The 24,037-nt window shown below is 59.5% G+C and carries 22 protein-coding genes and 7 tRNA genes; 17 read left to right on the plus strand and 12 right to left on the minus strand.

From position 1 onward, the window contains the following. The first annotated feature begins 157 nt into the window (after nt 1-157). The 3 genes from I6L40_RS06635 to djlA are packed head-to-tail and all read left to right on the plus strand — an operon-like array spanning nt 158 to nt 2,686. Nucleotides 158-1,168, plus strand: coding sequence for an aminoglycoside phosphotransferase family protein (locus I6L40_RS06635; RefSeq protein ID WP_216995172.1), 1,011 nt, complete (start codon nt 158-160; stop codon nt 1,166-1,168). Then, nucleotides 1,165-1,833 carry an N-acetylmuramate alpha-1-phosphate uridylyltransferase MurU gene (gene murU / locus I6L40_RS06640; protein WP_216995173.1) on the plus strand — a complete coding sequence of 223 codons (669 nt, stop codon included), beginning with the start codon at nt 1,165-1,167 and terminating at the stop codon, nt 1,831-1,833. The genes I6L40_RS06635 and murU overlap by 4 nt, the downstream gene beginning before the upstream one ends. Before the next feature lie 19 nt (nt 1,834-1,852). Next, complete coding sequence (gene djlA, locus I6L40_RS06645) at nt 1,853-2,686, plus strand: co-chaperone DjlA (protein ID WP_124241380.1); 834 nt, start codon at nt 1,853-1,855, stop codon at nt 2,684-2,686. Between the two features lie 81 nt (nt 2,687-2,767). On the opposite strand, the gene I6L40_RS06650 is transcribed toward djlA, so the two are convergent. Continuing rightward, nucleotides 2,768-4,219 carry an aminoacyl-histidine dipeptidase gene (locus I6L40_RS06650; RefSeq protein ID WP_071914473.1) on the minus strand — a complete coding sequence of 484 codons (1,452 nt, stop codon included), beginning with the start codon at nt 4,217-4,219 and terminating at the stop codon, nt 2,768-2,770. 966 nt (nt 4,220-5,185) lie between these two features. On the opposite strand from I6L40_RS06650, the gene gpt reads away from it, so the two are divergent. From gpt to I6L40_RS06675, 5 genes are all read left to right on the plus strand, one after another. Then, complete coding sequence (gpt, locus tag I6L40_RS06655; protein ID WP_033114875.1) at nt 5,186-5,653, plus strand: xanthine phosphoribosyltransferase; 468 nt, start codon at nt 5,186-5,188, stop codon at nt 5,651-5,653. A gap of 120 nt (nt 5,654-5,773) precedes the next feature. Continuing rightward, a complete protein-coding gene (gene frsA, locus I6L40_RS06660; RefSeq protein WP_041210452.1) occupies nt 5,774-7,042 on the plus strand; it encodes an esterase FrsA in 1,269 nt (422 codons plus the stop codon). Nucleotides 7,043-7,104: 62 nt separating this feature from the next. Beyond that, nucleotides 7,105-7,497: a sigma factor-binding protein Crl gene (gene crl / locus I6L40_RS06665; protein ID WP_042031710.1), complete on the plus strand. Its 393-nt coding sequence runs from the start codon at nt 7,105-7,107 to the stop codon at nt 7,495-7,497. A gap of 157 nt (nt 7,498-7,654) precedes the next feature. Beyond that, nucleotides 7,655-8,758: a glutamate 5-kinase gene (gene proB, locus I6L40_RS06670; protein ID WP_005338991.1), complete on the plus strand. Its 1,104-nt coding sequence runs from the start codon at nt 7,655-7,657 to the stop codon at nt 8,756-8,758. A gap of 34 nt (nt 8,759-8,792) precedes the next feature. Next, the gene (locus tag I6L40_RS06675; protein ID WP_216995174.1) at nt 8,793-10,046 is read left to right on the plus strand and encodes a glutamate-5-semialdehyde dehydrogenase; all 1,254 of its coding nucleotides are present in this window, start codon (nt 8,793-8,795) and stop codon (nt 10,044-10,046) included. Between the two features lie 86 nt (nt 10,047-10,132). On the opposite strand, the gene I6L40_RS06680 is transcribed toward I6L40_RS06675, so the two are convergent. From I6L40_RS06680 to rsgA, 5 genes are read right to left on the minus strand one after another with little or no spacing between them, the layout of a single operon-like run. Beyond that, on the minus strand, nt 10,133-10,522 hold the full coding sequence (locus I6L40_RS06680; protein ID WP_216995175.1) for a hypothetical protein: 390 nt from the start codon (nt 10,520-10,522) through the stop codon (nt 10,133-10,135). Between the two features lie 2 nt (nt 10,523-10,524). Further along, nucleotides 10,525-10,788, minus strand: a complete 264-nt coding sequence (locus I6L40_RS06685) for a DUF2960 domain-containing protein (protein ID WP_216995176.1) — start codon at nt 10,786-10,788, stop codon at nt 10,525-10,527. A 4-nt stretch (nt 10,789-10,792) separates the two neighbouring features. Continuing rightward, nucleotides 10,793-11,044 carry a VF530 family DNA-binding protein gene (locus I6L40_RS06690; protein ID WP_104015615.1) on the minus strand — a complete coding sequence of 84 codons (252 nt, stop codon included), beginning with the start codon at nt 11,042-11,044 and terminating at the stop codon, nt 10,793-10,795. After that, nucleotides 11,041-11,913 (minus strand): archaetidylserine decarboxylase, encoded by an 873-nt coding sequence (gene asd / locus I6L40_RS06695; RefSeq protein WP_216995177.1) that lies wholly within the window; start codon nt 11,911-11,913, stop codon nt 11,041-11,043. Before asd ends, I6L40_RS06690 begins: the two co-directional genes overlap by 4 nt. 28 nt (nt 11,914-11,941) lie before the next feature. Beyond that, nucleotides 11,942-12,976, minus strand: a complete 1,035-nt coding sequence (gene rsgA / locus I6L40_RS06700; protein ID WP_216995178.1) for a small ribosomal subunit biogenesis GTPase RsgA — start codon at nt 12,974-12,976, stop codon at nt 11,942-11,944. Nucleotides 12,977-13,067: 91 nt separating this feature from the next. On the opposite strand from rsgA, the gene orn reads away from it, so the two are divergent. The 8 genes from orn to I6L40_RS06740 all read left to right on the plus strand — a co-directional run bounded on the left by orn (nt 13,068) and on the right by I6L40_RS06740 (nt 14,490). Then, nucleotides 13,068-13,613, plus strand: coding sequence for an oligoribonuclease (gene orn / locus I6L40_RS06705; protein WP_124241374.1), 546 nt, complete (start codon nt 13,068-13,070; stop codon nt 13,611-13,613). 178 nt (nt 13,614-13,791) lie between these two features. Continuing rightward, nucleotides 13,792-13,867, plus strand: a tRNA-Gly gene (locus I6L40_RS06710). 37 nt (nt 13,868-13,904) lie between these two features. After that, nucleotides 13,905-13,980 (plus strand) — tRNA-Gly (locus I6L40_RS06715). Between the two features lie 33 nt (nt 13,981-14,013). Next, nucleotides 14,014-14,089, plus strand: a tRNA-Gly gene (locus I6L40_RS06720). A gap of 25 nt (nt 14,090-14,114) precedes the next feature. After that, nucleotides 14,115-14,190, plus strand: a tRNA-Gly gene (locus I6L40_RS06725). Nucleotides 14,191-14,214: 24 nt separating this feature from the next. Continuing rightward, a tRNA-Gly gene (locus I6L40_RS06730) sits at nt 14,215-14,290 on the plus strand. Nucleotides 14,291-14,314: 24 nt separating this feature from the next. Then, nucleotides 14,315-14,390: transfer RNA gene (locus I6L40_RS06735), tRNA-Gly, on the plus strand. A gap of 24 nt (nt 14,391-14,414) precedes the next feature. Then, nucleotides 14,415-14,490 (plus strand) — tRNA-Gly (locus I6L40_RS06740). A 547-nt stretch (nt 14,491-15,037) separates the two neighbouring features. Here I6L40_RS06740 and I6L40_RS06745 read toward each other — a convergent pair. From I6L40_RS06745 to I6L40_RS06755, 3 genes are all read right to left on the minus strand, one after another. After that, nucleotides 15,038-15,247: a cold-shock protein gene (locus tag I6L40_RS06745; protein WP_005297820.1), complete on the minus strand. Its 210-nt coding sequence runs from the start codon at nt 15,245-15,247 to the stop codon at nt 15,038-15,040. 272 nt (nt 15,248-15,519) lie between these two features. After that, a complete protein-coding gene (locus tag I6L40_RS06750; protein ID WP_042031703.1) occupies nt 15,520-16,188 on the minus strand; it encodes a LysM-like peptidoglycan-binding domain-containing protein in 669 nt (222 codons plus the stop codon). A 100-nt stretch (nt 16,189-16,288) separates the two neighbouring features. Beyond that, entirely contained in the window at nt 16,289-18,391 is a 2,103-nt protein-coding gene (locus I6L40_RS06755) for a methyl-accepting chemotaxis protein (protein ID WP_033114093.1), read from the minus strand. Nucleotides 18,392-18,667: 276 nt separating this feature from the next. On the opposite strand from I6L40_RS06755, the gene gltX reads away from it, so the two are divergent. Continuing rightward, entirely contained in the window at nt 18,668-20,083 is a 1,416-nt protein-coding gene (gltX, locus tag I6L40_RS06760) for a glutamate--tRNA ligase (RefSeq protein WP_058057262.1), read from the plus strand. Nucleotides 20,084-20,254: 171 nt separating this feature from the next. Here the strand turns inward: gltX and I6L40_RS06765 are convergent, their stop codons facing one another. The 3 genes from I6L40_RS06765 to ettA form a co-directional block, all read right to left on the minus strand. After that, nucleotides 20,255-21,598, minus strand: coding sequence for an NCS2 family permease (locus I6L40_RS06765; protein WP_033114095.1), 1,344 nt, complete (start codon nt 21,596-21,598; stop codon nt 20,255-20,257). Between the two features lie 266 nt (nt 21,599-21,864). Continuing rightward, a complete protein-coding gene (locus tag I6L40_RS06770) occupies nt 21,865-22,182 on the minus strand; it encodes a hypothetical protein (protein WP_005349395.1) in 318 nt (105 codons plus the stop codon). A 126-nt stretch (nt 22,183-22,308) separates the two neighbouring features. Then, nucleotides 22,309-23,976: an energy-dependent translational throttle protein EttA gene (gene ettA, locus I6L40_RS06775; RefSeq protein ID WP_005338959.1), complete on the minus strand. Its 1,668-nt coding sequence runs from the start codon at nt 23,974-23,976 to the stop codon at nt 22,309-22,311. Between the last annotated feature and the right edge of the window lie 61 nt (nt 23,977-24,037).

Genomic DNA, 24,037 nt, shown 5'->3' on the forward strand with positions numbered 1-24,037 from the left:
TCCGTGATAGATACGGTTGATCCAAGGCATGCATTTTACGACAGGTTTCATCGAGTTGACATTGCATGTCATTGCTTTATGTTAGCCGGCAATGATAAAGCATTATTGCGGCCAGGGCTAACAGCCAAGTGCTGCTTTCCACCTTGGTCCCCTACTTATGCACGATCGCGATTCCCTGCTATTGCAGTGGGCACGCCAGATTTCAGGCGATGCCACCCTTCAGTTGACCCTCATTTCCGGTGATGCCAGTTTCCGCCGCTACTACCGTGGCGCCGGGCTGGTATGGGTAGATGCCAATCCTAAAACCGAAAAAAATCATGAGTTTGTTCGTAATGCAGTAGCCTTGCATGCGCGTCAGCTCCTGGCGCCAGAGGTCAAGGCCGTTGATTATGAACAAGGTTTGCTGGCGGTCAGCGATCTGGGCGATACCCAGCTGATCAGCTGCCTGAACGAGCAAAATGTGCTGGCCTGGTATGGCAAGGCGATCGATCTGTTGCCAACACTGGGGTCGGTGGAGCTGGCGCTTGAGCCCTTCGATGCCGCCTTTATGGCGCGGGAGAACAGCATTTTCCCCGAGTGGCTGCTTGGCCATCATCTGCAACTGACCCTGAGCGATGAAGAGCAGCAGTTGCTCGATGAGACTTTTGCCTGTCTCACCGCCTGTAATCTGTCTCAGCCACAAGGGGTGATGCACCGTGACTTCCACAGTCGCAACCTGATGGTGTGCGGTGGAGACACTCCTGATAGCAGCGAACTCGCCATCATCGATTTTCAGGATATGGTCATCGGGCCGCTCACCTATGACCTGGTTTCCCTGCTGAAAGATTGCTATGTGCGCTGGCCGGACGCGGTGATCGAGCAGGGGATGCAGCATGGCTTTGCCACTCTGCAGCAGGCGGGTCTGCTTGGCGAGCGCGACTACGCCAGTTTCCGCCGCGATGCCGACCTGACCGGCATGCAGCGCCATCTGAAAGCGGCAGGGATTTTCACCCGCCTCTATCATCGCGACGGCAAGTCCGGCTATCTCAAGGACATTCCCCGTACTCTCGGCTACGTGGTGGATGTCTGTCGCAGCCACGATAGCGCTTATCCGGTGCTGGGCCGTTTTGGCCAGTGGCTCGAGCAGGTGGTGTTGCTGGGGATCGCCAACGCCGGGGTGAAACCATGAAGGCGATGATCCTGGCCGCTGGCCGTGGCGAGCGGATGCGCCCGCTGACTGACCTGCTGCCCAAGCCGTTGTTGGCTGTCGGGGGCAAGCCGCTCATTGTCCACCATATCGAAAAGCTCAAAGCAGCCGGAGTCACCGAGCTGGTGATCAACCACGCCTGGCTCGGCCACAAGCTCGTCGAAACCCTGGGGGATGGCAGTGCGCTTGGCGTGACCATTCATTGGTCGGCCGAGGAGAGTGCACTGGAGACGGCCGGCGGCATCATCCAGGCGCTGCCACTGTTGGGGGATGAGCCGTTTCTGGTGATCAACGGCGATACCTGGCTCGATCTCGACTATCGCTCTCTGATTGAGCAGCCCCAGGGTGAGAATCTGGCCCACCTCTGGCTGGTGCCCAATCCGCCCCAGCATCCGGCTGGGGACTTCGCCCTGCAAGATGGCAAGGTCGTAGACACCCCCGCCTTTACTTTCAGTGGCGTCGGTCTTTATAGGCCCGCAGCCTTTGCCGGTCTGCCTGCAGGTGCCCGCAAACTGGCTCCCCTGCTGCGGGAGTGGATGGCGCAGGGGCGGGTAGGTGGCAGCCTGCTCGCTGGCGAGTGGCGCGATATCGGCACTGTCGACCGTCTGCGCGAGCTGGACGAACAGCTTCAGCGCCGAGCTCAATAACATCAAGAGGTCTTGAACCATGCGTATTTGGGGTAAGGTGCTGGGCGCCTTCTTCGGTTTTCTGCTCGGCAACATTGTTGGTGCCCTGATTGGTCTCTGGATTGGCCACCGTTTCGATCGTGGCATGGGGCTACAAGGGGCGTTTCGCCGTACTCCGACTCAGGAGCAACAGGCTGTCTTCTTCCATGCCACCTTCTCGGTGATGGGCCATATCGCCAAATCGAGCGGTCAGGTGACCGAGCAGGAGATCCGGGTCGCCTCCAATCTGATGGATCGGATGCGTCTCTCCGGCGAGCTGCGCAGCCGCGCGCAGGATTCGTTCCGGCAGGGCAAGGAGGCCGGTTTCCCGCTGCGCGAGACCCTGGCCGAGTTTCGTCGTGCCAGCCAGGGCCAGCGCGATATCCTGCGCTTCTTTCTGGAAGTGCAGCTGCAGGCCGCCTTTGCCGATGGTCGGGTAGAGGATGGTGAACGCGCCATCCTGCACACCATTGCTGACGAGCTGGGCTTCAGCCGTATCGAGCTGGCCCGCATTCTGGCGATGGCCGAGGCGCAGATGAACTTCTTCAATCAGGCCCATGGCCAGTATCAGGGGAGCGGTGCGGGTGGCCAGCAGTATCGGCAGGCGCCTCCCTCGGCGGATCGCCTCAAGAATGCCTACCAGCTGCTGGGGGTGAGCGAGAGCGACAGCGATCAGGATATCAAGCGTGCCTACCGCAAGGAGATGAGCAAGCATCACCCAGACAAGCTGGCCGCCAAGGGATTGCCGCCGGAGATGATGGAGATGGCCAAGGAGAAGACCCAGGAGATCCAGCAAGCCTGGGAGTGGATCCGCGAGGCCCGCGGCATCCGGTAAGCGCCAACGTCAGGTTGGAACAGACAATAAAAAGCCCCGCAGCAGTGCGGGGCTTTGCTTTGCTGTGTGGCGTAGGCCGGGTTATTTGGCCGGAATGGCTTCCAGTACGTGTACCAGCAGTTGCCAGAAACGCTCGACTGCCGGGATGTGTACCTTCTCATCAGGGGAGTGGGCACCGCGGATGGTCGGGCCGAAGGAGACCATGTCCCACTCCGGATAGGCGCTCTTGAACAGACCGCACTCGAGACCGGCGTGGATCACCATCACGTTGGGCATGGTGCCGAACAGGGTCTGGTAGCTGTTGCGCACCAGCGCCATGACGGGGGAGTCCACGTTCGGCGCCCAACCCGGATAGGCACCGGTGAATTCGCAGCTGGCACCCGCCAGGGTGAACAGGGAGCGGGTCATCTGCTCGATGCTCTCGCGACCGGAATCGATCAGGGAGCGGATCAGGCACTGGACGTACACTTCGCCATCCTGAGTCTTGATGACCCCCAGGTTGGTAGAGGTTTCGGTCACGCCGGGCATGGCATCGCTCATGCGCATCACGCCATTCGGGCAGGCCATCAGGGCATCCAGCAGGCGCTGCTGCAGGGAGACGCTCATCAGCTTGGCCGGTTTGGCGGCGCTGTTGACCAGCAGAGTCAGGTTCGGCTCGGTGGCGGCCAGCTCGGTCTGGTAGATCCCGGTATAGCGGTCAACCAGGGCCTTGAACTCGTTTACGCTGGCAGCGGGTACCAGCAGGGTGGCACGGGCTTCGCGCGGGATGGCGTTGCGCAGGGTGCCGCCGTGGATCTCGGCCAGACGGATACCGAGCGGCTCGGCTGCTTTGAGCAGGCGCACCAGCAGCTTGTTGGCGTTGCCACGACCGCGGTGGATGTCGCAACCGGAGTGACCGCCACGCAGCCCTTTGACGGCCAGCTCGAGGGCTTCGCCTTCCGCAGCATCAGCCAGCTCGAGCGGGAAACGGATATTGGCATCCACCCCACCGGCGCAGCCCATATAGACCTCGCCATCCTCTTCGGAGTCGGTGTTGAGCAGGATCTCGCCTTCCAGCCAACCCGCTTCCAGACCGAAGGCGCCGGTCATGCCGGTCTCTTCGTCAGTGGTCAGCAGCACTTCCAGCGGGCCGTGCTTGATGGTCTTGTCCGCCAGCACGGCCAGGCAACCGGCCATACCGATGCCGTTGTCGGCACCCAGGGTGGTGCCACGGGCAGTGACCCACTCGCCATCGACATAAGCATCGATGGGATCGGTCGCGAAGTCGTGTTTGGTGTCGGCGTTGGCCTGCGGCACCATGTCGATGTGGGCCTGCAGCACCACACCTTTGCGGTTTTCCATCCCCGGGGTAGCCGGTTTCTTGATGATGATGTTGCCGACGTTATCCTGTTTGACCGCCAGACCTTCCCCTTGCGCCCATTGGACGATCCAGGCGCTCAGCTTGGCTTCATGCTTGGAAGGGTGGGGGATGGAGCAGATCTGTTCGAAGAAATGCCAAATCAGTTGGGGGGACAAGGAACTTAGTTGTGCCACGTCAGGACTCCTTACCAGCACGGAATGAGAGAGGCCCCGTCAGTGGGCCTGGAAAGTGGATAACGATAATACAGTCAATCGCAGAAAAATGTGAGCGGTTAGCGCAAATCGCAGGGCGGTTGTGCTGTCGGTGGCCACCGGGGCAGTGCAATTGTCAGGCTCGGGTGACACTGTTTGGCAGAAACGAAATTTATGTGACGGGCTTCACAAAAAGATTGAATTTACGGTGCCGGCTGGTAAATTAGCTCCCGTGGTTCGCCACCCGTCAGGATGACGATGAAAGCCTCCAGGGAACCGAAGCAAAGCAAGTGCGCCTCCATGGAACCGAGTGTTCGTTCAAGGATTTGAGCCCGCATAAAGGTACGTAACTTGTTAAGCAATCAGGAGATTCAAGATGCCAGGCAGCAACTCTACCTATTGGTTCGCCCCATCTCTCTATACCCAGGGTTTCAGCTACCCTAACCCCTTCGTCAGCCGTCGCTAAGACGAGCTTGTCCTGAGGGGCAAGTCACCCGATTGGGTGCAGACGACAAAGCAGCAGGTGCGCGAGGTAAATCCTCCCCCTGCTATTTTTTTATCTGTCGTTTGCCGAAGAGCGTCAATTGTCGCTGACGAAAGGGGAACAAGATTGGCCGTTCGACTCTCTGGTTGGGTCATTTGAAGATGAAGAGGCCAATTTTTCCTGAATTTGGCATACGTTTGCCAGGCATTTTCTCTGCAAAGGGTGCTATCATATCGGCCCAACAGCCTGTCCGCGGTTTTGGCACTCTTATCGACCCAAGCGCCGGATATGTCCATCTTGCTTCCACTGTTATCAGATTTGCTGCCGAGGTCATCTCTCAGGCAGACCAAGTGCAATCTGAATTCAGCCGGACAAGAGCCGCCATTTATTGGCATTCGAGAGGATACTTTCGGATGCCATTATTTTAAGTGATTGTTTTTGTACAACTATTCGAGATCGATAATATGCCGAAAAAGTTTTATGTGTCGTGGGACAACCTGCAACGTGAAGCTCGCCGTCTGGCTCGTCGTCAACTGCCTGCCAACCAGTGGAAAGGGATCATCGCGGTCAGCCGCGGCGGTCTGGTACCCGCAGCCCTGATGGCCCGTGAACTCGGCATCCGCAACGTAGAGACCCTCTGCATCTCCAGCTATGACCATGACAACCAGCGCGAGCTGGTGGTTGTGAAGGGTGCGACCACTGCCGGTGACGGCGAAGGTTGGCTGGTAGTGGAAGATCTGGTGGACACCGGCACAACCGCCAAGGCCATTCGCGATCTCTACCCAAAAGCCAAGTTCATCGCCATTTTTGCCAAGCCGATGGGTGAGCCGCTGCTGGATGATTTCGAAGTTGCCATCCCGCAGGACACCTGGATCGAGCAACCGTGGGATATGGCGCTGGAGTTTGTCACGCCAATCTGCGACGAAGAGTAATGGTTTCACAGGGCTCCTTGAAGGAGCCCTGTTTTTTTGTGTATCAATCTGTTGCGGGGTGGCTGACGGGCAGTAAAAGTGGTTAAGATGAACCATTGCCTGATTGAAAGAGACATTATCTTGGACTTGAACGACGACCTTAATCTGACCGAAAAACTGTTCACCCGGGTCAAGAAGGTATTGGAAACTTCCGAGATCTCCAACTCCAGCCCTGCCGAACTGGCCGAGGCCGAGTCAGACGAGATGTTTATTGACGGCTCCATGTCAAAGAGCTGGTATCGCTTACTGCGCCGCCCATCCTGGGCTTGGCAGGGGGCAGATCCGGTCGAGGTGGAGCAGACTCTGGCCCGCATCGCCATGGCGACCGGCGAGCGCACCCACGACTGCTATCTCGATACCATCAAGGGCTATGTGCCCGGCAACTGGATCTACGAGTGGAGCCAGGTGGCTGGCACCTATTTCAAGCAGGGCCGCGAACTGTGCGAGCAGGGCGATAAGGAAGGGGCGCTCAAGCAACTGCTCAAGGCGGTGCGCTACTACTCCATCGCCAGCTACCCCCATCTGAAAGATGACGAACTGGCGGATCAGGCCCAACTGCTCGGCAACATGGCCTATCGCGAAGCGGGCCGGCTGTTCAAGGTGCCGCTCAAAGAGATCCAGGTGCCATTTCGCGGCAAGAATATCCAGGGCTATCTCCACCTGCCGGCTACCGACAAGCCGGTGCCGCTGGTGATCATCAGCGGGGGGATCGACTCCCTGCAGCTCGATTTTCTCAACTTCTACCTCAAACGGCTCGAACCCAACGGCATCGGCATGTTGTCGCTGGATATGCCGGGTATCGGCTATGCCGAGCACTGGCCGCTGGTGCAGGATACCAGTCGTCTCCATCAGGCGGTGCTGCACTACCTCTCCGAGGTGGCCTGGGTCGATCACCAGCGTATTGCCATGGTCGGTTTTCGACTGGCGGGCAATGTGGCGGCGCGGCTGGCCTTTATCGAGCCGTTCAAGCTCAAAACCGTGGTCTGCGTCGGGGCCGGGGTCAATCAGGTGTTTACCAATCAGGAGTTGTTTGCCCGATGCCCGCGCATGATGCGGGACAGTCTGGCCAACCGGTTGGGGGCCGATGCGGCACAGTGGGATACCATGCGCACCAAGTGCCAGGTATTTTCACTGAAAACGCAAGGATTGCTCGGGACTCGCACATCGGTGCCGATATTAAGTATCGGACACAAGAGAGATTTCATCTGTCCCGAGCAGGATGTCCGGGCGTTGGCGTCGGCCAGCCGCAATGGCAAGGCCATCGTGTTTGACAAACAGCCCTTGCTGGAGGTCTATGACCAGGCGCTGGATGAGATTGTCGAGTGGTTGAAACGGCACCTGTGTGCCTGATATTGCGCTAAAAATCTGACGCCATCACCAGGTGGCGCGGCTTGTTTAACAGGGAGGTTAACATGTCTGAAAGAGTGACCTACAAGCGGCTGCTGCGGCAGTTTGCTGCCATTGGCCCCTATCTGCGCGAAGATCTCTGTGAAGAGGGGCGTTACCGCTTCGACTGTTTGTCTGTCTGCGTCAGCGCCAAACCGGCGCCGGACAAGCGGGAGTTCTGGGGCTGGTGGCTGGTGCTGGAGCAGGATGATCACCAGTTCCGCTATCACTATCAGTTCGGTTTTTACAATGCCGATGGCGAGTGGCTCGACAAGCCGATCCCCAAGAAGCATCAGGTGGAGGTGGAACGCACCCTCAACCGCTTCTACAAGCTCATCAGCGACAAGCTGGCCGCGCTTGAGTGTCACCTGTCTCCTGCCGAGCAGGTCACCAACGAGTTGACCGTAACGGCAGCCTGATCCCCTGAAGCCCTGCGAGTTGCATCTGTCACTCGCAGGGCTTCAGTTCTCTCTCCTCCCGTTTTTTCTACTCTTCCACCGCACCATGAATTGCCTTGCAGGGCTCCATGGCCGTGGGTATAAAGATATTCCTTACTTTTTTAGCCTTTATGCTCCCATGGAAAACAGAACCATAGTCGTCAAGTTGGGCACCAGCGTGCTCACAGGGGGGTCTTCCCAGCTCAATCGTGCCCATATGGTCGAGCTGGTCAGACAGTGTGCGGCCTTGCACCGTCACGGCCATCGGGTCGTGGTGGTCACCTCGGGGGCTATCGCCGCCGGGCGTGAGCATCTGGGCCATCCGCCACTGGCGCCAACCTTGCCCAACAAGCAGATGCTGGCGGCGGTCGGTCAGACCCAACTCATTCGGGTGTGGCAGGATCTGTTCAACCTCTATGGCTTGCATATCGGCCAGATGCTGCTGACTCGCGCCGATCTGGAAGATCGGGAGCGCTATCTCAATGCCCGCGATACCATGCGCACCCTGCTCGATCACCGCATTATTCCTGTCATCAACGAAAACGACGCGGTAGCGACCGCCGAGATCAAGGTCGGTGATAACGACAACCTCTCCGCCCGCGCCGCCATCCTGGCGGATGCCGATCTGCTGATCCTGCTCACCGACCAGAAGGGGCTGTTTACCGCCGATCCGCGTACCAATCCCGATGCCCAGCTCATCGAAGAGGTGCAGACCATTGACGATACCCTGCGCTCGCTGGCAGGTGACAGTGTCAGCGGCCTCGGTACCGGCGGCATGGCCACCAAGCTGCAGGCGGCCGATGTGGCACGTCGCGCCGGCGTCAACGTGGTGATTGCGACCGGCCAGATGCCGGAGGTGATCGGCCGTCTCGCCAAGGGCGAGCGTATCGGTACCCTCTTCCCGGCGCTGGCCTCCCCGCTGGAAGGGCGCAAGAGCTGGATCCTGGCAGGCCCGCCTCCTCACGGCGAAGTCCATGTTGATCAGGGGGCTGTCGCCGCCATGAAGGATAAAGGCTCCAGCCTGCTGCCCAAGGGGATCGTTGCGGTCAAGGGCGACTTTATTCGAGGTGATGTGGTGCGAATTCTTGATCCCAAAGGCGCAGAGCTGGCCCGCGGCATCTGCCGTTACGACCATCTGGAGCTGGATAAGCTGCGCGGCGTCCACTCTGATCAGATTGAACAGGTATTGGGCTATGGCTACGGCTCTGTGGCTATCCATCGAGACGACATGGTGCTGCTCTAATCAGGGCGGCACGGCATGAACAAAGGGAAATGAGATGAGTCTGGAGAAAATGGGGCTGGCGGCTCGAGAAGCCGCCTATCAGCTGGCTACCGTCAGCACGGCGCAGAAGAACCGGGCGCTGGCCGCCATCGCCGACGAGCTGGAGGCGCGCAGTGAGCAGATCCTCGCTGCCAACGACAAGGATATCGCCGCTGGCCGTGAGGCGGGCTTGTCAGAGGCGATGCTGGATCGCCTGCTGCTCAATCCGGCCCGGCTGGCCGGTATCGTGGCAGATGTGCGCAAGGTGATCACGCTGGATGATCCGGTCGGCGCCGAAATGGATAGCCGGGTGCTGGAAAATGGCCTGCGCCTCTCCCGTCGTCGGGTACCCATCGGGGTTATCGGCGTTATCTACGAGGCGCGCCCCAACGTCACTATCGACATCGCCAGCCTCTGCCTCAAGACCGGTAACGCCAGCATACTGCGCGGCGGGCGCGAGACCTTCCACTCCAATCTGGAGTTGGTGCGGGTGATCCAGCATGCGCTGGCGGCCTCCGGCCTGCCCGAGGCTGCAGTGCAGTACATCGACAACCCGGATCGGGCGCTGGTGGCCGAGCTGCTGCGCCTCGACCGCTTTGTGGACATGATCATTCCCCGCGGTGGTGCCGGCTTGCACAAGATGTGCAAGGAGAACAGCTCCATTCCGGTCATCATCGGTGGTTTCGGCATCAGCCACATCTTCGTCGACGAGAGTGCCGATCTGGTGCGCTCTCTGGCGGTTATCGACAACGCCAAGGTGCAGCGCCCCTCCGCCTGCAACGCCCTCGATACCCTTTTGGTACACGAGAAAGTCGCTTCAACTTTCCTGCCGCAGCTGGTGACGCTGATGAACGAGCGCAAGGTGACACTGGTGGCAGCGGCCAATGCCATGGCGCTGCTGGCGGGGGCCGACAACCTGTGCGAGGCGGGACCGGAGGATTTCGATACCGAGTGGCTGGGACTGACCCTGGGGGTCAAGCTGGTGGCGGATGTGAACGAGGCGCTGACCCATATGCGCGAGCATAACGCCGGCCACTCCGATGCCATCCTGACCAACGATCTGGCCAACGCCGAGCGTTTCGTCAACGGAGCCGGTTCGGCGGCGGTCTACGTCAACGCCTCGACTCGCTTCACCGATGGCGGCCAGTTTGGGCTGGGGGCCGAGGTGGCGGTCTCGACCCAGATGCTGCATGCTCGCGGCCCCATGGGGCTGACCGAGCTCACCAGCTACAAGTGGGTGGGGCAGGCCGATTACCTTAGCCGCGCCTGATAACTGTCTGTTTCACATACAAAAATGCCGACCCCTTGGGTCGGCATTTTATTTGGCGGATATCGGGAAGATATCAGGCGCTCGGGTTACTCCCCCTGATAGAGCACCTTGTCACCGGATTTGAGCACATAGCCCTTCCAGGGGAATAGGGTGTAACCGCTGCCCTGCCACGACCAGTTGCCTTCCATGCCCTGACGGGCAAGCTCGTGCTGCTCGCCAGTGGGCAGGGTCAGTTCGGCCTTGCTCTGATCGGTGTTGAACAGCACGAACGCGCTGCTGGTCTGGCTGGCATCGATCGGATTGAGCCGGATGCCCTGCTCGAACAGGCGCACGCATTTGCCGATCAGCGCTGACCACTGATAGCCCGCACTGCCGATGCAGCCGTGGCTGTCGCGATCGTTGCCAACCAGATGTTGTTCCGGTGTACTGCATGCCGCCAGCAGCAGAGAGGCGGCCATCAGAGTCAAGGTTCGCATGGTTACACCTGATCCTCTTCGAGGTTGTCCCGTTCAATGACGATATTGGAGAACCCCAGCTCTTTGAAGTAGTTCTCCCGGTAATCCTTCACGCTCTTCTTGTCGCGCCGGCACACCTGAGCCAGCTGAGCCTCCATGGCGTGGAAGCTGGCGAGATCGATCCCTTCGGCAGCGGCAACCGCATCATAGATGCTGTTGAACTTGTCGTTGGCATAGCCGATCGTTTTGGCCTGCTTCTTGTAGGTGTAGGTAATCTTGAACGCCATGGAGTTATTCCTTTGATTTGGCTTGCTTGCGCTGCACGTAGAGGTAGAGGCTCTCTACCTTCTCCCGGGCCCATGGGGTCTTGCGCAAGAACTTCAGGCTGGATTTGACGCTGGGCTCATGGGTGAAGCAGCGGATATTGATCTGCTGTCCCAGCTCTTCCCAACCGTAGTATTCGACCAGCGCGGTGACGATGGCTTCCAGCGTCAGCCCGTGCAGCGGGTTGTTCTTCTGCGAGGCGTTCGGTTGCTCGCTCATGCCTGCTCCGCCAGCTTGGCAAAGGGCTGACCCATGCGGGTGGTAACCCCGTTGGCCAAGTGAGGTTCGAAACCGGCCAGCATGCCCGGGCCAAACAGGCAGACGACGGTACTACCCAGTTTGAACAGCCCCATCTCGGCACCTTTCTGCAGGGTAATGCCCTCGTCGCCGGTGTAGTCCCAGCGCACCACCTTTTTCTCTTTGGTCGGTGCAATGTTGCCAGCCCAGATGGTCTCGATGCTGGCCACGATAGTGGCACCGACCAGCACCAGCGCCATGGGGCCGTGCGGGGTGCGGAAGGTGGCGACCACCCGCTCGTTGCGGGCAAACAGATTCGGCACGTTCTCGGCGGTGAGCGGGTTGACGGAGAAGAGATCCCCCGGCACGAACACCATGCTCTCCAGCACGCCGTCCAGCGGCATGTGGATGCGGTGGTAATCCTTGGGCGCCAGATAGATGGTGGCGAAGTCGCCATCCTTGAACGGCGCCACCAGATCCTCATAGCCGCCCAGCAGCTCGCGAGCACTGTAGTCGTGGCCCTTGGCCTGGATGATGCGACCCTGCTGGATCGGGCCGAGCTGGCTGACGGTACCATCCACCGGCAGCGCCAGAGTCATGGCATCTTCTACCACGGGGCGGATGCCGGGCTTGAGCTCGCGGGTGAAGAACTCGTTGAAGCTCTTGTAGTGGGCCGGGCTCTCGTGTAGCGCCTCGCTCATGTCGACCTTGTACTGCTTGATAAAAGCCTCGATCACCCTAGTGGTGATGTTGCCCGCTTCGGCGGCGGCAAACTTGCCGATCAGACGGGAGAGGGCGTGCTTGGGCAGACAGTATTGACCGGCAATTTTCAGGTTGTCAGTAATGCTCATGTTCATCATCAACGTAGGTTAAACAGGGTCACAGGCGCGCCTGTTGGCGACCGTGACGGGCTTCCTGCATGGTTTCCAGGATGCGGTGATAGTTGTGGAAGCGATCGGCGCTGATAGCACCCGCGTCGACCGCGGCGCGCAGGGCACAGCCGGGATCGTCCTTGTGGGTACAGTCGCGGAACTTGCAGCCACCCAGATAGTCGCGAAACTCGACGAAGCACCAGGTGATGCGGTCGGCCTCCAGATGCCAGAGGGCGAACTCGCGGATCCCGGGGGAGTCGATGAGATCGCCACCGCTCGGGAAGTGGTAGAGCCGCGCCGTGGTAGTGGTGTGCTGGCCGAGCCCCGAGTTTTCGGAGATCTCGCCGGTCAATACATCCAGCCCCGGCATCAGGGCGTTGGTGAGCGACGACTTGCCCACCCCAGACTGGCCGACGAAGATGCTGATTTTGTCGGTCAGTGCGGCTTTCAGCTCATCGAGCCCTTCACCGCTCTCGCAGCTCACCAGCAGCACCTCGTAATTGAGTTTGCGGTAGGTTTCGAGCTGGCTCTCGATGCGCGGGCGGGCGGCATCATCGAGCATATCGACCTTGTTCAGCACGATGAGAGGGCGGATCTCCACATCCTCGGCGGCCACCAGATAGCGGTCGACAATGTTGGTGGAGAACTCGGGCATCACCGCCGAGACGATGATGATCTGGTCGATATTGGCGGCGATGGGTTTGACCCCGTCGTAGAAGTCCGGCCGGGTCAGTACCGAGTGGCGCGGATGCACCGCTTCGATGACGCCCGCTGTTGCGGCATTGAGGCCGGGACGCCATACCACCTTGTCGCCGCACACCAGACTGCTGATGCTGCTGCGCCGCAGATTGCTGCGGTGGATGGTGCCATCGCTCGCTTCCACGTCCGCGTGCTGACCGAAACGGCTGATCACCACCCCTTCGATGGCCGGGCCAAACAGGGTGTCATCCACCTCTGTGGTGTGCTCTTTTTGCAGCCGACGCTCGCGGTTGGCCTGGACGCGTCTTTGTTGACCCAGATTGAGTTTTGCTTTCTTTGCCACTCGATTCGCCAGTTTATGAACAGATCCAAAGCCAGTATGATACATGCAAATTGGCAAAATTCCGCCATTCCTCCCAACAGAGAGAGTAATCATGACAGTCAGCGCGCAGAACCTGGTATGGATCGACATGGAGATGACGGGTCTCGACCCCGAAGAGAACGTGGTACTGGAGATTGCCACCATCGTCACCGACAAGGACCTGAACGTGCTGGCCGAAGGGCCGGTGATCGCCATCCACCAGAGCGACGAAGAGCTGGCCAAGATGGACGAGTGGAACGTCAACACCCACACCAAGAGCGGTCTGGTGGCCCGGGTCAAGGCGAGCCAGCATGACGAGGCGAAAGCCGTTGCCGAGACCCTCGCGTTCATTCGCCAGTGGGTGCCGGAGCGCACCAGCCCGTTGTGCGGCAACAGCATCGGTCAGGATCGCCGCTTCATGGTCAAGCACATGAGCGATCTGGAAGCCTTCTTCCACTACCGCAACGTAGACGTCAGCACCATCAAGGAGCTGGTGCGCCGCTGGCAGCCGGAATTGCTGGATCAGTTCAAGAAGAGCGGCACCCATCAGGCGCTGGACGACATCCGCGAATCCATCGCCGAGCTGCAGTTCTATCGCAGCCACGTCTTCAAGATCTGATTCCCCGGCAAGGGTTTGTCATGCGCTGGCTGCTAAAATCGACAGTTCGGCCAGCTTTTGAGCGAACGCGCGCAACCAGACAAAAAAGCCCTTGCAATTGGAAGGACTGCTCTTATAATTCGGCTCCCGTACAGTAGCGCAAGCAACCAAATGCTGTACGGCCTGTTTTAAGGTAGTTGCGGGAATAGCTCAGTTGGTAGAGCACGACCTTGCCAAGGTCGGGGTCGCGAGTTCGAGTCTCGTTTCCCGCTCCAAAAATCTGATGATGACACTGGTGCAAACCAGCCCGATGCGGGAATAGCTCAGTTGGTAGAGCACGACCTTGCCAAGGTCGGGGTCGCGAGTTCGAGTCTCGTTTCCCGCTCCAATCATCAGCCAGCCTCAAGACAACCAAATTGTTGCGGGAATAGCTCAGTTGGTAGAGCACGACCTTGCCAAGGTCGGGGTCGCGAGTTCGAGTCTCGTTTCCCGCTCCAAAAAATTTGTAAGTGATATTCCGATGCGGGAATAGCTCAGTTGGTAGAGCACGACCTTGCCAAGGTCGGGGTCGCGAGTTCGAGTCTCGTTTCCCGCTCCAATCACTTGCAGATGACATTCTGTTGCGGGAATAGCTCAGTTGGTAGAGCACGACCTTGCCAAGGTCGGGGTCGCGAGTTCGAGTCTCGTTTCCCGCTCCAAACATTTGTAAGTGACATTCCGTTGCGGGAATAGCTCAGTTGGTAGAGCACGACCTTGCCAAGGTCGGGGTCGCGAGTTCGAGTCTCGTTTCCCGCTCCAATCACTTGTAAATGACATCCTGTTGCGGGAATAGCTCAGTTGGTAGAGCACGACCTTGCCAAGGTCGGGGTCGCGAGTTCGAGTCTCGTTTCCCGCTCCAATATCTCTCCTTGAAGTTCATCAATCCAATATCTCAGCACTCTCATTACCACATTCAGTTGGTAGAGCATGATCCGTGCTTGCCAAGGCTGGGGTCGCGAGTTCGAGTCTCGTTTCCCGCTCCAATCTCTCTTCGAAGTCCTCATAATCCCTTTGAATTGCCCATCACATCGCGCTGCGATGATTTGTCGTATCCGGCGTTTGCCCGGTTTCTCACTTCTTCCCCGTACCTCTTCGGTCTTGGGATCGCTGTGCTATCACTCGCTAACAAGGTTCCTGAGATCGGGCAAGGGTCTCTGCCGGCGGATCGCAGGCTTGGCAGGGCCTGAATGACAGACATTGGCTCGGTATAAGTTAAAACCGGGGCATTTAACCAAAACCCATAAATTTGATTTATAGCGGCCGGTTGCAGCCATAAACGGCTTGCAGGCGGGGATGGCAAGCCCGGCAAGAGCTCTGCCGATCGGGGAGGGGACATTGCGGGCAAAAAAAGCGGGCAAAAAAATAGGAGGGCCGATGGCACCTCCTACATGTTCACTGGCGTGGCCTTAGATAACGGTGACGTTCTCGGCCTGCGGGCCTTTCTTGCCCTGGGTCACAGTGAACTGGACTTTCTGACCTTCAGCCAGGGTTTTGAAACCTGCGCTCTGGATGGAGGAGAAGTGAACGAATACGTCCGGACCCTGGGATTGCTCGATGAAGCCAAAACCCTTGGTTTCGTTGAACCATTTTACCTGGCCGGTGCGAATGTCAGACATGTGCAAAATCCTATCAATAACAAAATGAAACTAAGCCCTGTGGGGCTGCATTTGCCTTGCAGCAGGGGTTGGCTCATGACTGACCACGTCTCTTTGTCCCAGTAGCACGCAGAACAATCCCTGTCTAAAGCACAATCGATTGTACGTTAGCGCCGATCCTTGTCAATTTGACCCCTGTCGTTTTTTGAACAAGCTAAAAATATTGTGAAGTCAGTAGCTTATTTGGCAGGGATCGGGATGTAAAACGGGAGGCCGCAGCCTCCCGTTTTGTTTTACTCCTTGAGGACGAACCCTTCACCCTGCCGGTCATAGCGATAGATGGCCTGACCGTAGGAGCGGATCTCGACCCGCTGAATGCGGCGGCTGTCATCAACCAGAATGAAGACGGAGCGGCCCGATTGCAGGCGGGTCAGCGGCCGATCCGGCCCCTCGATGGCGATCAGGCGACTGAGCTCGGCGCCCGGCAGCTCGAACTTGCGGAAGATGGAGAAGAGAGTCTCACCGGCCTGCACATCGTGTTGCAGCCAGGTGCCATTGACCTTCTCTTCGACCGGTTTGGCGGCGGCAGGCGCACTGCCCGTGGTGCCATTGCCTACTGTCATGGCTTGCGCCGGTACCGCCAGCGGTACTTCCAGCGAACCGGACGGCGGCGCTTTGGGCACGCTCGGGGCGGGCTCCCAAGCCAGCACCAGCAGCCAGAGCGGGATCAGGATCAGCAGACCTATGGTGTTCTTGCGCGGCAGCGGGCTGCTCAGCTTGAATTTGCCGGTGCTGGCACTCTGGCTGCGCGGGGCGGGCTGCTGCTCTTTTTTGCCAAATCGTTGGCGCAAGGACTCTGTTGCTGCATTGATACGATGGAGCAGGGATACTTGTGATTCGTCTTTGCGACGCTGCTGGGCTCGTCTGTTATGGCCACGTGGGCGACGGTCCGGGGTGGGCACGGCATTTACCTCTCACTGCATTGCCTGCCATCAGGCAAATTTCGCCGCCTATGGTAAACGGACTCGCCCCCGAGGGGGAGAGTCCTGAGGTGGAAAATTATCAGCTGAGACGAAATTGTCCCAATAATTGCTGCAATTTGTCGGCTGCCTGGCGCAGGGCCTGGCTGGCTTTGGCCGTTTCGGTCGCATCCTGAGCGATGTCGTTGGCCAGTGCGTTGGTTTTTGACAGGTTGCCGGAGACGGTCTCGGAGACCGAGCTCTGCTCTTCGGCGGCTGAGGCTATCTGGTAGGTCATGTCGTTGATGGTGGAGATGGCCTTGTAGATGCTGCCAAGCGCCTCCTCCGCCAGGTCCGCTTCCCCCACCGCCTGATGGGTCAGCTGCTGGCTCTGGTTGATGGCGTTGACCGCGTTGGTCGAGCTGTGGCGGATCTTCTCGATCAGCTCCTGAGTATTCTGTACCGCCTGCTGGGTGTTGCCCGCCAGTTTGCGCACCTCGTCGGCGACCACCGCGAAACCGCGCCCCTGCTCACCGGCCCGTGCAGCCTCGATGGCGGCGTTGAGGGCCAGCAGGTTGGTCTGATCGGCAATCCCCTGAATGACGGTGAGGATGCTGGTGATCTGCTCGCTGTCGTGGGCCAGCCCTTCCACCACTTCGGCCCCTTTACCGGCTTCTGCCGCGACCTTGTGCATCGACTGGATCACCTGCTGGAAGCGCTCCTTGCCCTGATCGGCGGCGCTTTGCGCCTGTTTGGCCGAGTCGGCGGTGTTGTTGGCGTGGGTGGCGACCTCCTGACTGACGTAGGACATCTCTTGCACCGCGGTCAGCATCTGCTCCATCTCGGCCTGATGATGCTGCAGGTTGGTGTCGGTCTGGCCGGCGATGCGGTCGGTATCGCCGGCATGGCGGTTCACTTCGCTGGCAGTCTTGAGCACATCCCCGAGCAGCCCCTGCAGTTTGTCGATAAAGCGGTTGATCCCCTTGGCCAGATCCCCCAGCTCGTCCACCGAGCGGGTGTTGAGGCGCTTGGTGAGATCCCCCTCGCCATCGGCGATATCATCCACCAGGCTGACCATCTGGCGGATGGGGCCGGTGATGCTGCGGGCGATCATCAACATGGTGACCAGCGCCAGCACCAGCACGATAAAGGCGCCGACCAGCTGTTGGGTCACGGCGGTGCGGTTCATCTCGCCCAGCTGGTTCTCCAGCTGATCGGCCCCCGCCAGCACCACCTGATAGGGCAGGGTGACGATGATGGCCCAGTTGCGGCTCATTCCCGGCACCATGATGGGGACCGAGATGCGAAACGAGTTGTTCAGCTCCTGACGCTGCAGTTCCGGCTTCAGATACTGCTGCCACTGGCTGCCCAGCACCTTCTCGGCGCTGCTGCCAAGCAGGCTGGCATCGCCGCTGGTGCCGGTGATGACGCCGGCGGCGCTAACGATCAGGGTTTCTCCCTTGCCGTCATAGATGTTGCTGTTGAGGGACTGGGCCTGACGGCTGATGGAGTCCACCGCCAGATCGAGCGCGGCAATCCCCCGGAACTGGCCATCTACCATGATGGGGGTGGTGATGGTGCTCACCAGCACCTGCTGACCGTTGATATCCACCTTGAAGGGATCGATGAGGCAGGAGCGCCCCTCCCGTTTCGGGCAGGCGTAGTAGTCGTTGGCCGGGTTGCCGAAGCTGTCGGTCTCGCTCTTCTCGATGGAGAGCAGCAGGTCGGTACCGACCTTGTCCTTGTCGCGATAGAAGTAGGGGACAAAACGCCCCTTGCTGTCGCTACCGAGGGCGGTCTGGCCAGCAAAGCTGGCATCCTGACTGTCGAAGCCGTTTGGTTCGAAACCGGCGAAGGCGCCGTAGAGCTGGGGCTCAAGGGCGAGCTGGGCCTTGAGCAGGTCGGTGGCCTGCTGACGATCGAGCGGCAGCTTGCCCTGCTGTTGCTGGGCGAAGACGCTGGCCATCTGCTGGGTGTAGGAGAGCCCCTTTTGCAACAGCTGGGTGATGGTGGCTGCTTCGGCGCGGGCGTTGGCACTGACCTTCTGCCATGCCTCCTGCTGCAGGGCGGCGCGGCTGGAGCTGATGGTCAGCTTCTGGGTCTGTTGACCGGAGTACTGGTTGAGCAGGATCAGGATGACCAGGGCTGTCGTCATGGCGATCCCGGCCATGACCAGTATTCGGGTCTGGATTGAACGGAACTGCATCGTCTCTTCCTTGTTCTTGTTGCGTGGGGCGTTGAGAGTTGTCTGGATATCGGCAGGAGGAGGCAGCTCTCCAGCGCTATGCATAGCAAATCGGAAATGGGGATTTTGTTCTGCGATCCCCTTCAAAGATCAGGGGGGGCAGGGGGGAGTTGCGCAAATTAAACCCGCTACTTTGCCCTTTGCGGCTTCATGGTTTTCCCATCCGTGATTGTCGGTGCTAAAATGCGACGGTTTTTTTAACGAATTGGCCCAAGGCCCTCTACACAAGGCTTAAAGATGAAAGTCAAAACCCGTTTTGCTCCCAGCCCGACCGGCTTTTTGCATGTCGGCGGTGCCCGTACCGCACTCTATTCCTGGTTGTTTGCAAAGAACCAGGGCGGTGAGTTTGTGCTGCGTATCGAGGATACCGATCTGGAACGTTCCACTCAGGAGGCCATCGACGCCATCATTGAGGGCATGGAATGGCTGGAGCTGAACTGGGATGAGGGCCCCTACTACCAGACCAAGCGCTTCGACCGTTACAACGCGCTGATCGACGAGATGCTGGCTGACGGCCGCGCCTACAAGTGCTACTGCTCCAAAGAGCGTCTGGAAGCGCTGCGTGAAGGCCAGATGGCCAACGGCGAGAAGCCCCGTTATGACGGCAAGTGCCGCGACCACGCCCATGATCACCCGGCCGATGCGCCGCACGTAATTCGCTTTCGCAACCCGACCGAAGGCTCCGTGGTGTTCGATGACCACGTCCGTGGCCGCATCGAGTTCGCCAACACCGAGCTGGACGATCTGATCATTCGCCGTACCGACGGCGCGCCGACCTACAACTTCTGCGTTGTGGTCGATGACTGGGATATGGAGATCACCCACGTGGTGCGTGGCGAAGACCACATCAACAACACCCCGCGCCAGATCAACATCTACAAGGCGCTGAACGCGCCGGTACCTGAGTTTGCCCACGTCTCCATGATCCTGGGTGACGACGGTGCCAAGCTCTCCAAGCGCCACGGTGCAGTCTCCGTGATGCAGTACCGCGACGACGGCTACCTGCCGGAAGCGCTGCTGAACTATCTGGTGCGTCTGGGCTGGTCCCACGGCGATCAGGAGATCTTCAGCCTGGAAGAGATGATCAAGCTGTTCAGCCTGGATGCCATCTCCAAGTCTGCCTCTGCCTTCAACACCGACAAGCTGCTGTGGCTGAACAACCACTATATGCGCAGCCTGGATCCGGCTTATGTTGCCAAGCATCTGGCATGGCACATGGAAAACCAGAAGATCGACACCAGCAATGGCCCGGCGCTGGCCGACGTGGTCACCCTGCTGGCCGAGCGCTGCAACACCCTGGTCGAGATGGCCGCCCAGAGCCGCTACCTGTTCGAAGAGTATGAAGCGATCGACGAAGCGGCTGCCAAGAAGCACCTGCGCGGCGTGGCTGCCGAGCCGCTGGCTCTGGCCAAGACCAAGCTGGCTGCACTGGATAGCTGGACTACCGAAGCGCTGCACGAGCTGATTGAAGCGACCGCTGCCGAGCTGGGTCAGGGCATGGGCAAGGTTGGTATGCCGCTGCGTGTGGCCGTCACCGGTCTGGGTCAGTCCCCGGCCATCGATGCCGTGATGGCGCTGGTGGGCAAAGAGCGTGTACTTGCTCGTATCGACCGTGCGCTGGCTTACATCGAAGCCCGCATGGCTGCCGAGTAAGTGCTGCCGATGTGGCAGGCGAGGGGATAACCCTGCTCTGCCACATGCTGAGTAGAAAAAATCCGAAACCACTGGTTTCGGATTTTTTTATGGCCATCGCACAGGCCGAGAATAGTTTGGGATAAAAAATGCCAGTCAGCTGACTGGCATTTTTGTTGGCGAAAGCCTGACTTAGTGGCCGTCTACCCAGAAGAACTTGAGGACGAACAGCAGGGCTACCACCAGCACGCAGGGGTTGATTTCGCGCCAGCGACCGGTGCCCGCCTTCATCACGCAGTAGGAGATGAAGCCCACGGCGATCCCCTCGGTGATGGAGAAGCTGAACGGCATCATCACCGCAGTCATGAAGGCCGGTACCGCTTCGGTCAGGTCTTCCCACTTAACCCGGGTCAGCTCGGAGCACATCAGCACGCCCACATAGATGAGAGCACCAGCGGCGGCATAGGCCGGCACCATGGCAGCGACCGGGGAGAAGAAGATTGCCAGCAGGAACAGGATGCCGACCACGATGGCGGTCAGACCGGTACGGCCGCCGACGGCAACGCCGGAGCTGCTCTCGATAAAGGCGGTGACCGAGGAGGTGCCCATGAAAGCGCCGCCGACCGAGCTCACGCTATCGACCAGCAGTGCCTGCTTCATGCGCGGGAAGTGGCCCTTGTCATCGGCCAGCTTGGCGCGGTTGGTGACGCCGATCAGGGTGCCGGAGGAGTCGAACAGGTTAACCAGCATAAAGGAGAAGATGATCCCGGCGAGGCTGATATCGAGCGAGCCCATCAGATCCAGCTGGCCGAACACCGGCTCGATGCTGGGGGGCATGGAGACAAAACCCTTGAAGGTAACATCGCCAAACAGCCAGCCCAGCGCCGTGGTGACCACGATGGCGATCAGCACGGCGGAATGAACGCCGCGGGCGGAGAAGATGCAGATCAGGAAGAAGCCGAGCAGACCCAGCAGGCAGGGCAGGGAGGTGAGGTTGCCCACGGTCACCATAGTCGCGGGGCTGGCCACGACGATCCCGGCGTTGTGCAGGCCGAGCAGGGCGATCAGCAGACCGATACCGGCGGTGATGCCGACCCGCAGGGTGAGCGGAATATTGCCGATCAGCCAGTAGCGCACCCGCAGCAGGGTGAGGATCAGCAGTCCCATGGCGCCCCAGAAGATGGTGCCCATACCCACTTGCCAGGAGTAGCCCATCCCGGCCACGACCACGAAGGCGAAGAAGGCGTTGAGGCCCATGGCGGGTGCCAGCGCGATGGGCAGGTTGGCGAGCAGACCCATCAGGATGCTGCCGATACCGGCGATGAGGCAGGTGGTGACAAAGACTGCCTGGGTGTCCATGCCGGCCGCAGAGAGGATCTGCGGGTTGACGAACACGATATAGACCATAGTCAGGAAGGTAGTGATGCCGGCGATCAGTTCGGTGCGGGCGTTGGTGCCATGGCCCTTCAGGGCAAACAGACGCTCAAGCAATCCTTGCCCGGCAGCCTGTGTGGGGGCCTGTTGTGGTTGATTCATGTTGGATTCCAATAGGTGACGTGAAATAAGCAGCAGGCGAGCGGGCTCCCATTCATGGGGGAGTGATGGCCCTGTTTCTGGTGGAGAAGTAACCAGACTCGTCCTGATACCGTGACAGCGCGCACATTTTTACACAGGCGACGCCGTTTACAAACCCCGGATCTGCGAAGCGGATCAATGAATGGAGCAAAAGATCAAACGTTTGCTTTTTCGCCAACAAAAAAGGTTCTCGTCGGAGAACCTTTTTGGCGCGGAGAGGGCAGAGATCAGAGAGTTTTGAAGTAGCGCTCCACCAGCTGGGCCAGCACCGAATCGAGCTGATCCTGCACTTCCCCCAGCTCGCGGCCGAAGCGGCGCAGAAAGAGGCTGGCCTGCTCCTCGCTCAGCTTGAGATCGTTGAGAAAAAACTCCTGCTCCGGCAGCTTCTTGTCATAGCGAGGGATCAGCACCCAGCTCACCAGCTCCGGCTCGACCGCTTCGAAGATTTTGGCGGCGGCAACGCAGAAGGTTTCGATGTGTTCCTTGCCATCCGGCCCGAGACAGCCGGGTTCAACCCGGATCTGGATGGTCAGTTTTTTGGTCATTTCAGTACATCCATGCAATGTTATCCGTCTTGGATTGTAAGCCAAAAGGCAACAGAAAGGGGAGCCGGAGCTCCCCTTGTGACGCTGGTCGCAGCTGCGATGGTACGGCTTGCGCCGACCGACCGCTTACTTGGCGATACGCTTGTACTTGGCGCGGTGCGGCTGGATGGCCTCGGCGCCGTAGGTCTTCTTCTTCCACTCTTCGTATTCGGTAAAGTTACCTTCGAAGAACTCGATCTTGCCCTCATCCTGATAGTCGAGGATGTGAGTGGCGATACGGTCGAGGAACCAGCGGTCGTGGGAGATGACCATGGCACAACCCGGGAACTCCAGCAGGGCGTTCTCGAGGGCGCGCAGGGTTTCGATATCCAGATCGTTGGTCGGTTCATCCAGCAGCAGCACGTTGCCGCCGGTCTGCAGCAGCTTGGCCAGGTGCAGACGACCGCGCTCACCACCGGAGAGTTCGCCAACCCGCTTCTGCTGGTCGGAACCCTTGAAGTTGAAGCGGCCGATATAGGCGCGGCTCGGGAACTCGTAGTTGCCGATGCGCAGGATATCCTGACCGTCAGCGACTTCCTCGAATACCGTCTTCTTGTCATCCATGCTGTCGCGGAACTGATCGACAGAGGCCAGCACCACGGTTTCACCTAACGTGATGGCACCGGAATCCGGCTGCTCCTGACCCGACATCATGCGGAACAGGGTCGACTTACCGGCACCGTTCGGACCGATGATGCCGACGATGGCACCCTTCGGAATGGCAAACGACAGATCGTCGATCAACACCCGATCACCATAGGATTTGCGCAGGTTGGCCACTTCCACCACCTTGTCGCCGAGGCGCGGTCCGGGCGGAATGAACAGCTCGTTGGTCTCGTTGCGCTTCTGGTAGTCGTTGGTGTTGAGCTCTTCGAAGCGAGCCATACGGGCCTTGGACTTGGCCTGACGCCCTTTCGGGTTTTGACGAACCCACTCCAGCTCTTTCTCGATGGACTTGCGACGGGCCGCTTCGGAACTTGCTTCCTGCGCCAGACGGGCGTCTTTCTGCTCCAGCCAGGAGGAGTAGTTGCCTTCCCACGGGATACCTTCGCCGCGGTCCAGCTCCAGGATCCAGCCTGCCACGTTGTCGAGGAAGTAACGGTCGTGGGTGATGGCCACTACAGTGCCTTCGTAGTCGTGCAGGAAGCGCTCCAGCCAGGCCACGGATTCCGCATCCAGGTGGTTGGTCGGTTCGTCCAGCAGCAGCATGTCCGGCTTTTCCAGCAGCAGACGGCAGAGTGCCACACGGCGGCGCTCACCACCGGAGAGGTGCTTGATCTTGGCATCCCAAGCCGGCAGGCGCAGGGCATCGGCCGCACGCTCCAGCTGGTTTTCCATGTTGTGGCCACCCTGAGCCTGGATGATGGCTTCCAGCTCGCCCTGTTCGCGGGCCAGCTTGTCAAAGTCGGCATCCGGGTCGGCGTAGGCCGCATAGACCTCGTCCAGACGGGCCATGGCGCGCTTCACCTCGCCAACGGCCTCTTCGACCGCTTCGCGTACGGTCTGCTCCGGCTCCAGCTTCGGCTCCTGCGGCAGGTAGCCGATCTTGATACCGGGCTGCGGACGGGCTTCCCCTTCGATCTCGGTGTCGATGCCCGCCATGATGCGCAGCAGGGTCGATTTACCGGCGCCGTTCAGACCCAGTACGCCGATCTTGGCGCCCGGGAAGAAGCTCAAGGAGATGTTCTTGAGAATATGACGCTTGGGCGGCACTACCTTGCCGACCCGGTTCATGGTGTAAATAAATTGAGCCATTGGCTAATTCTCTTCCTTTTCAGCAGGTTAATGTCTTGGCATTAACAGACTGATGTCGTGG

The organism is Aeromonas sp. FDAARGOS 1410 (assembly GCF_019048745.1).
Taxonomy (GTDB): Bacteria; Pseudomonadota; Gammaproteobacteria; order Enterobacterales; family Aeromonadaceae; genus Aeromonas; species Aeromonas jandaei.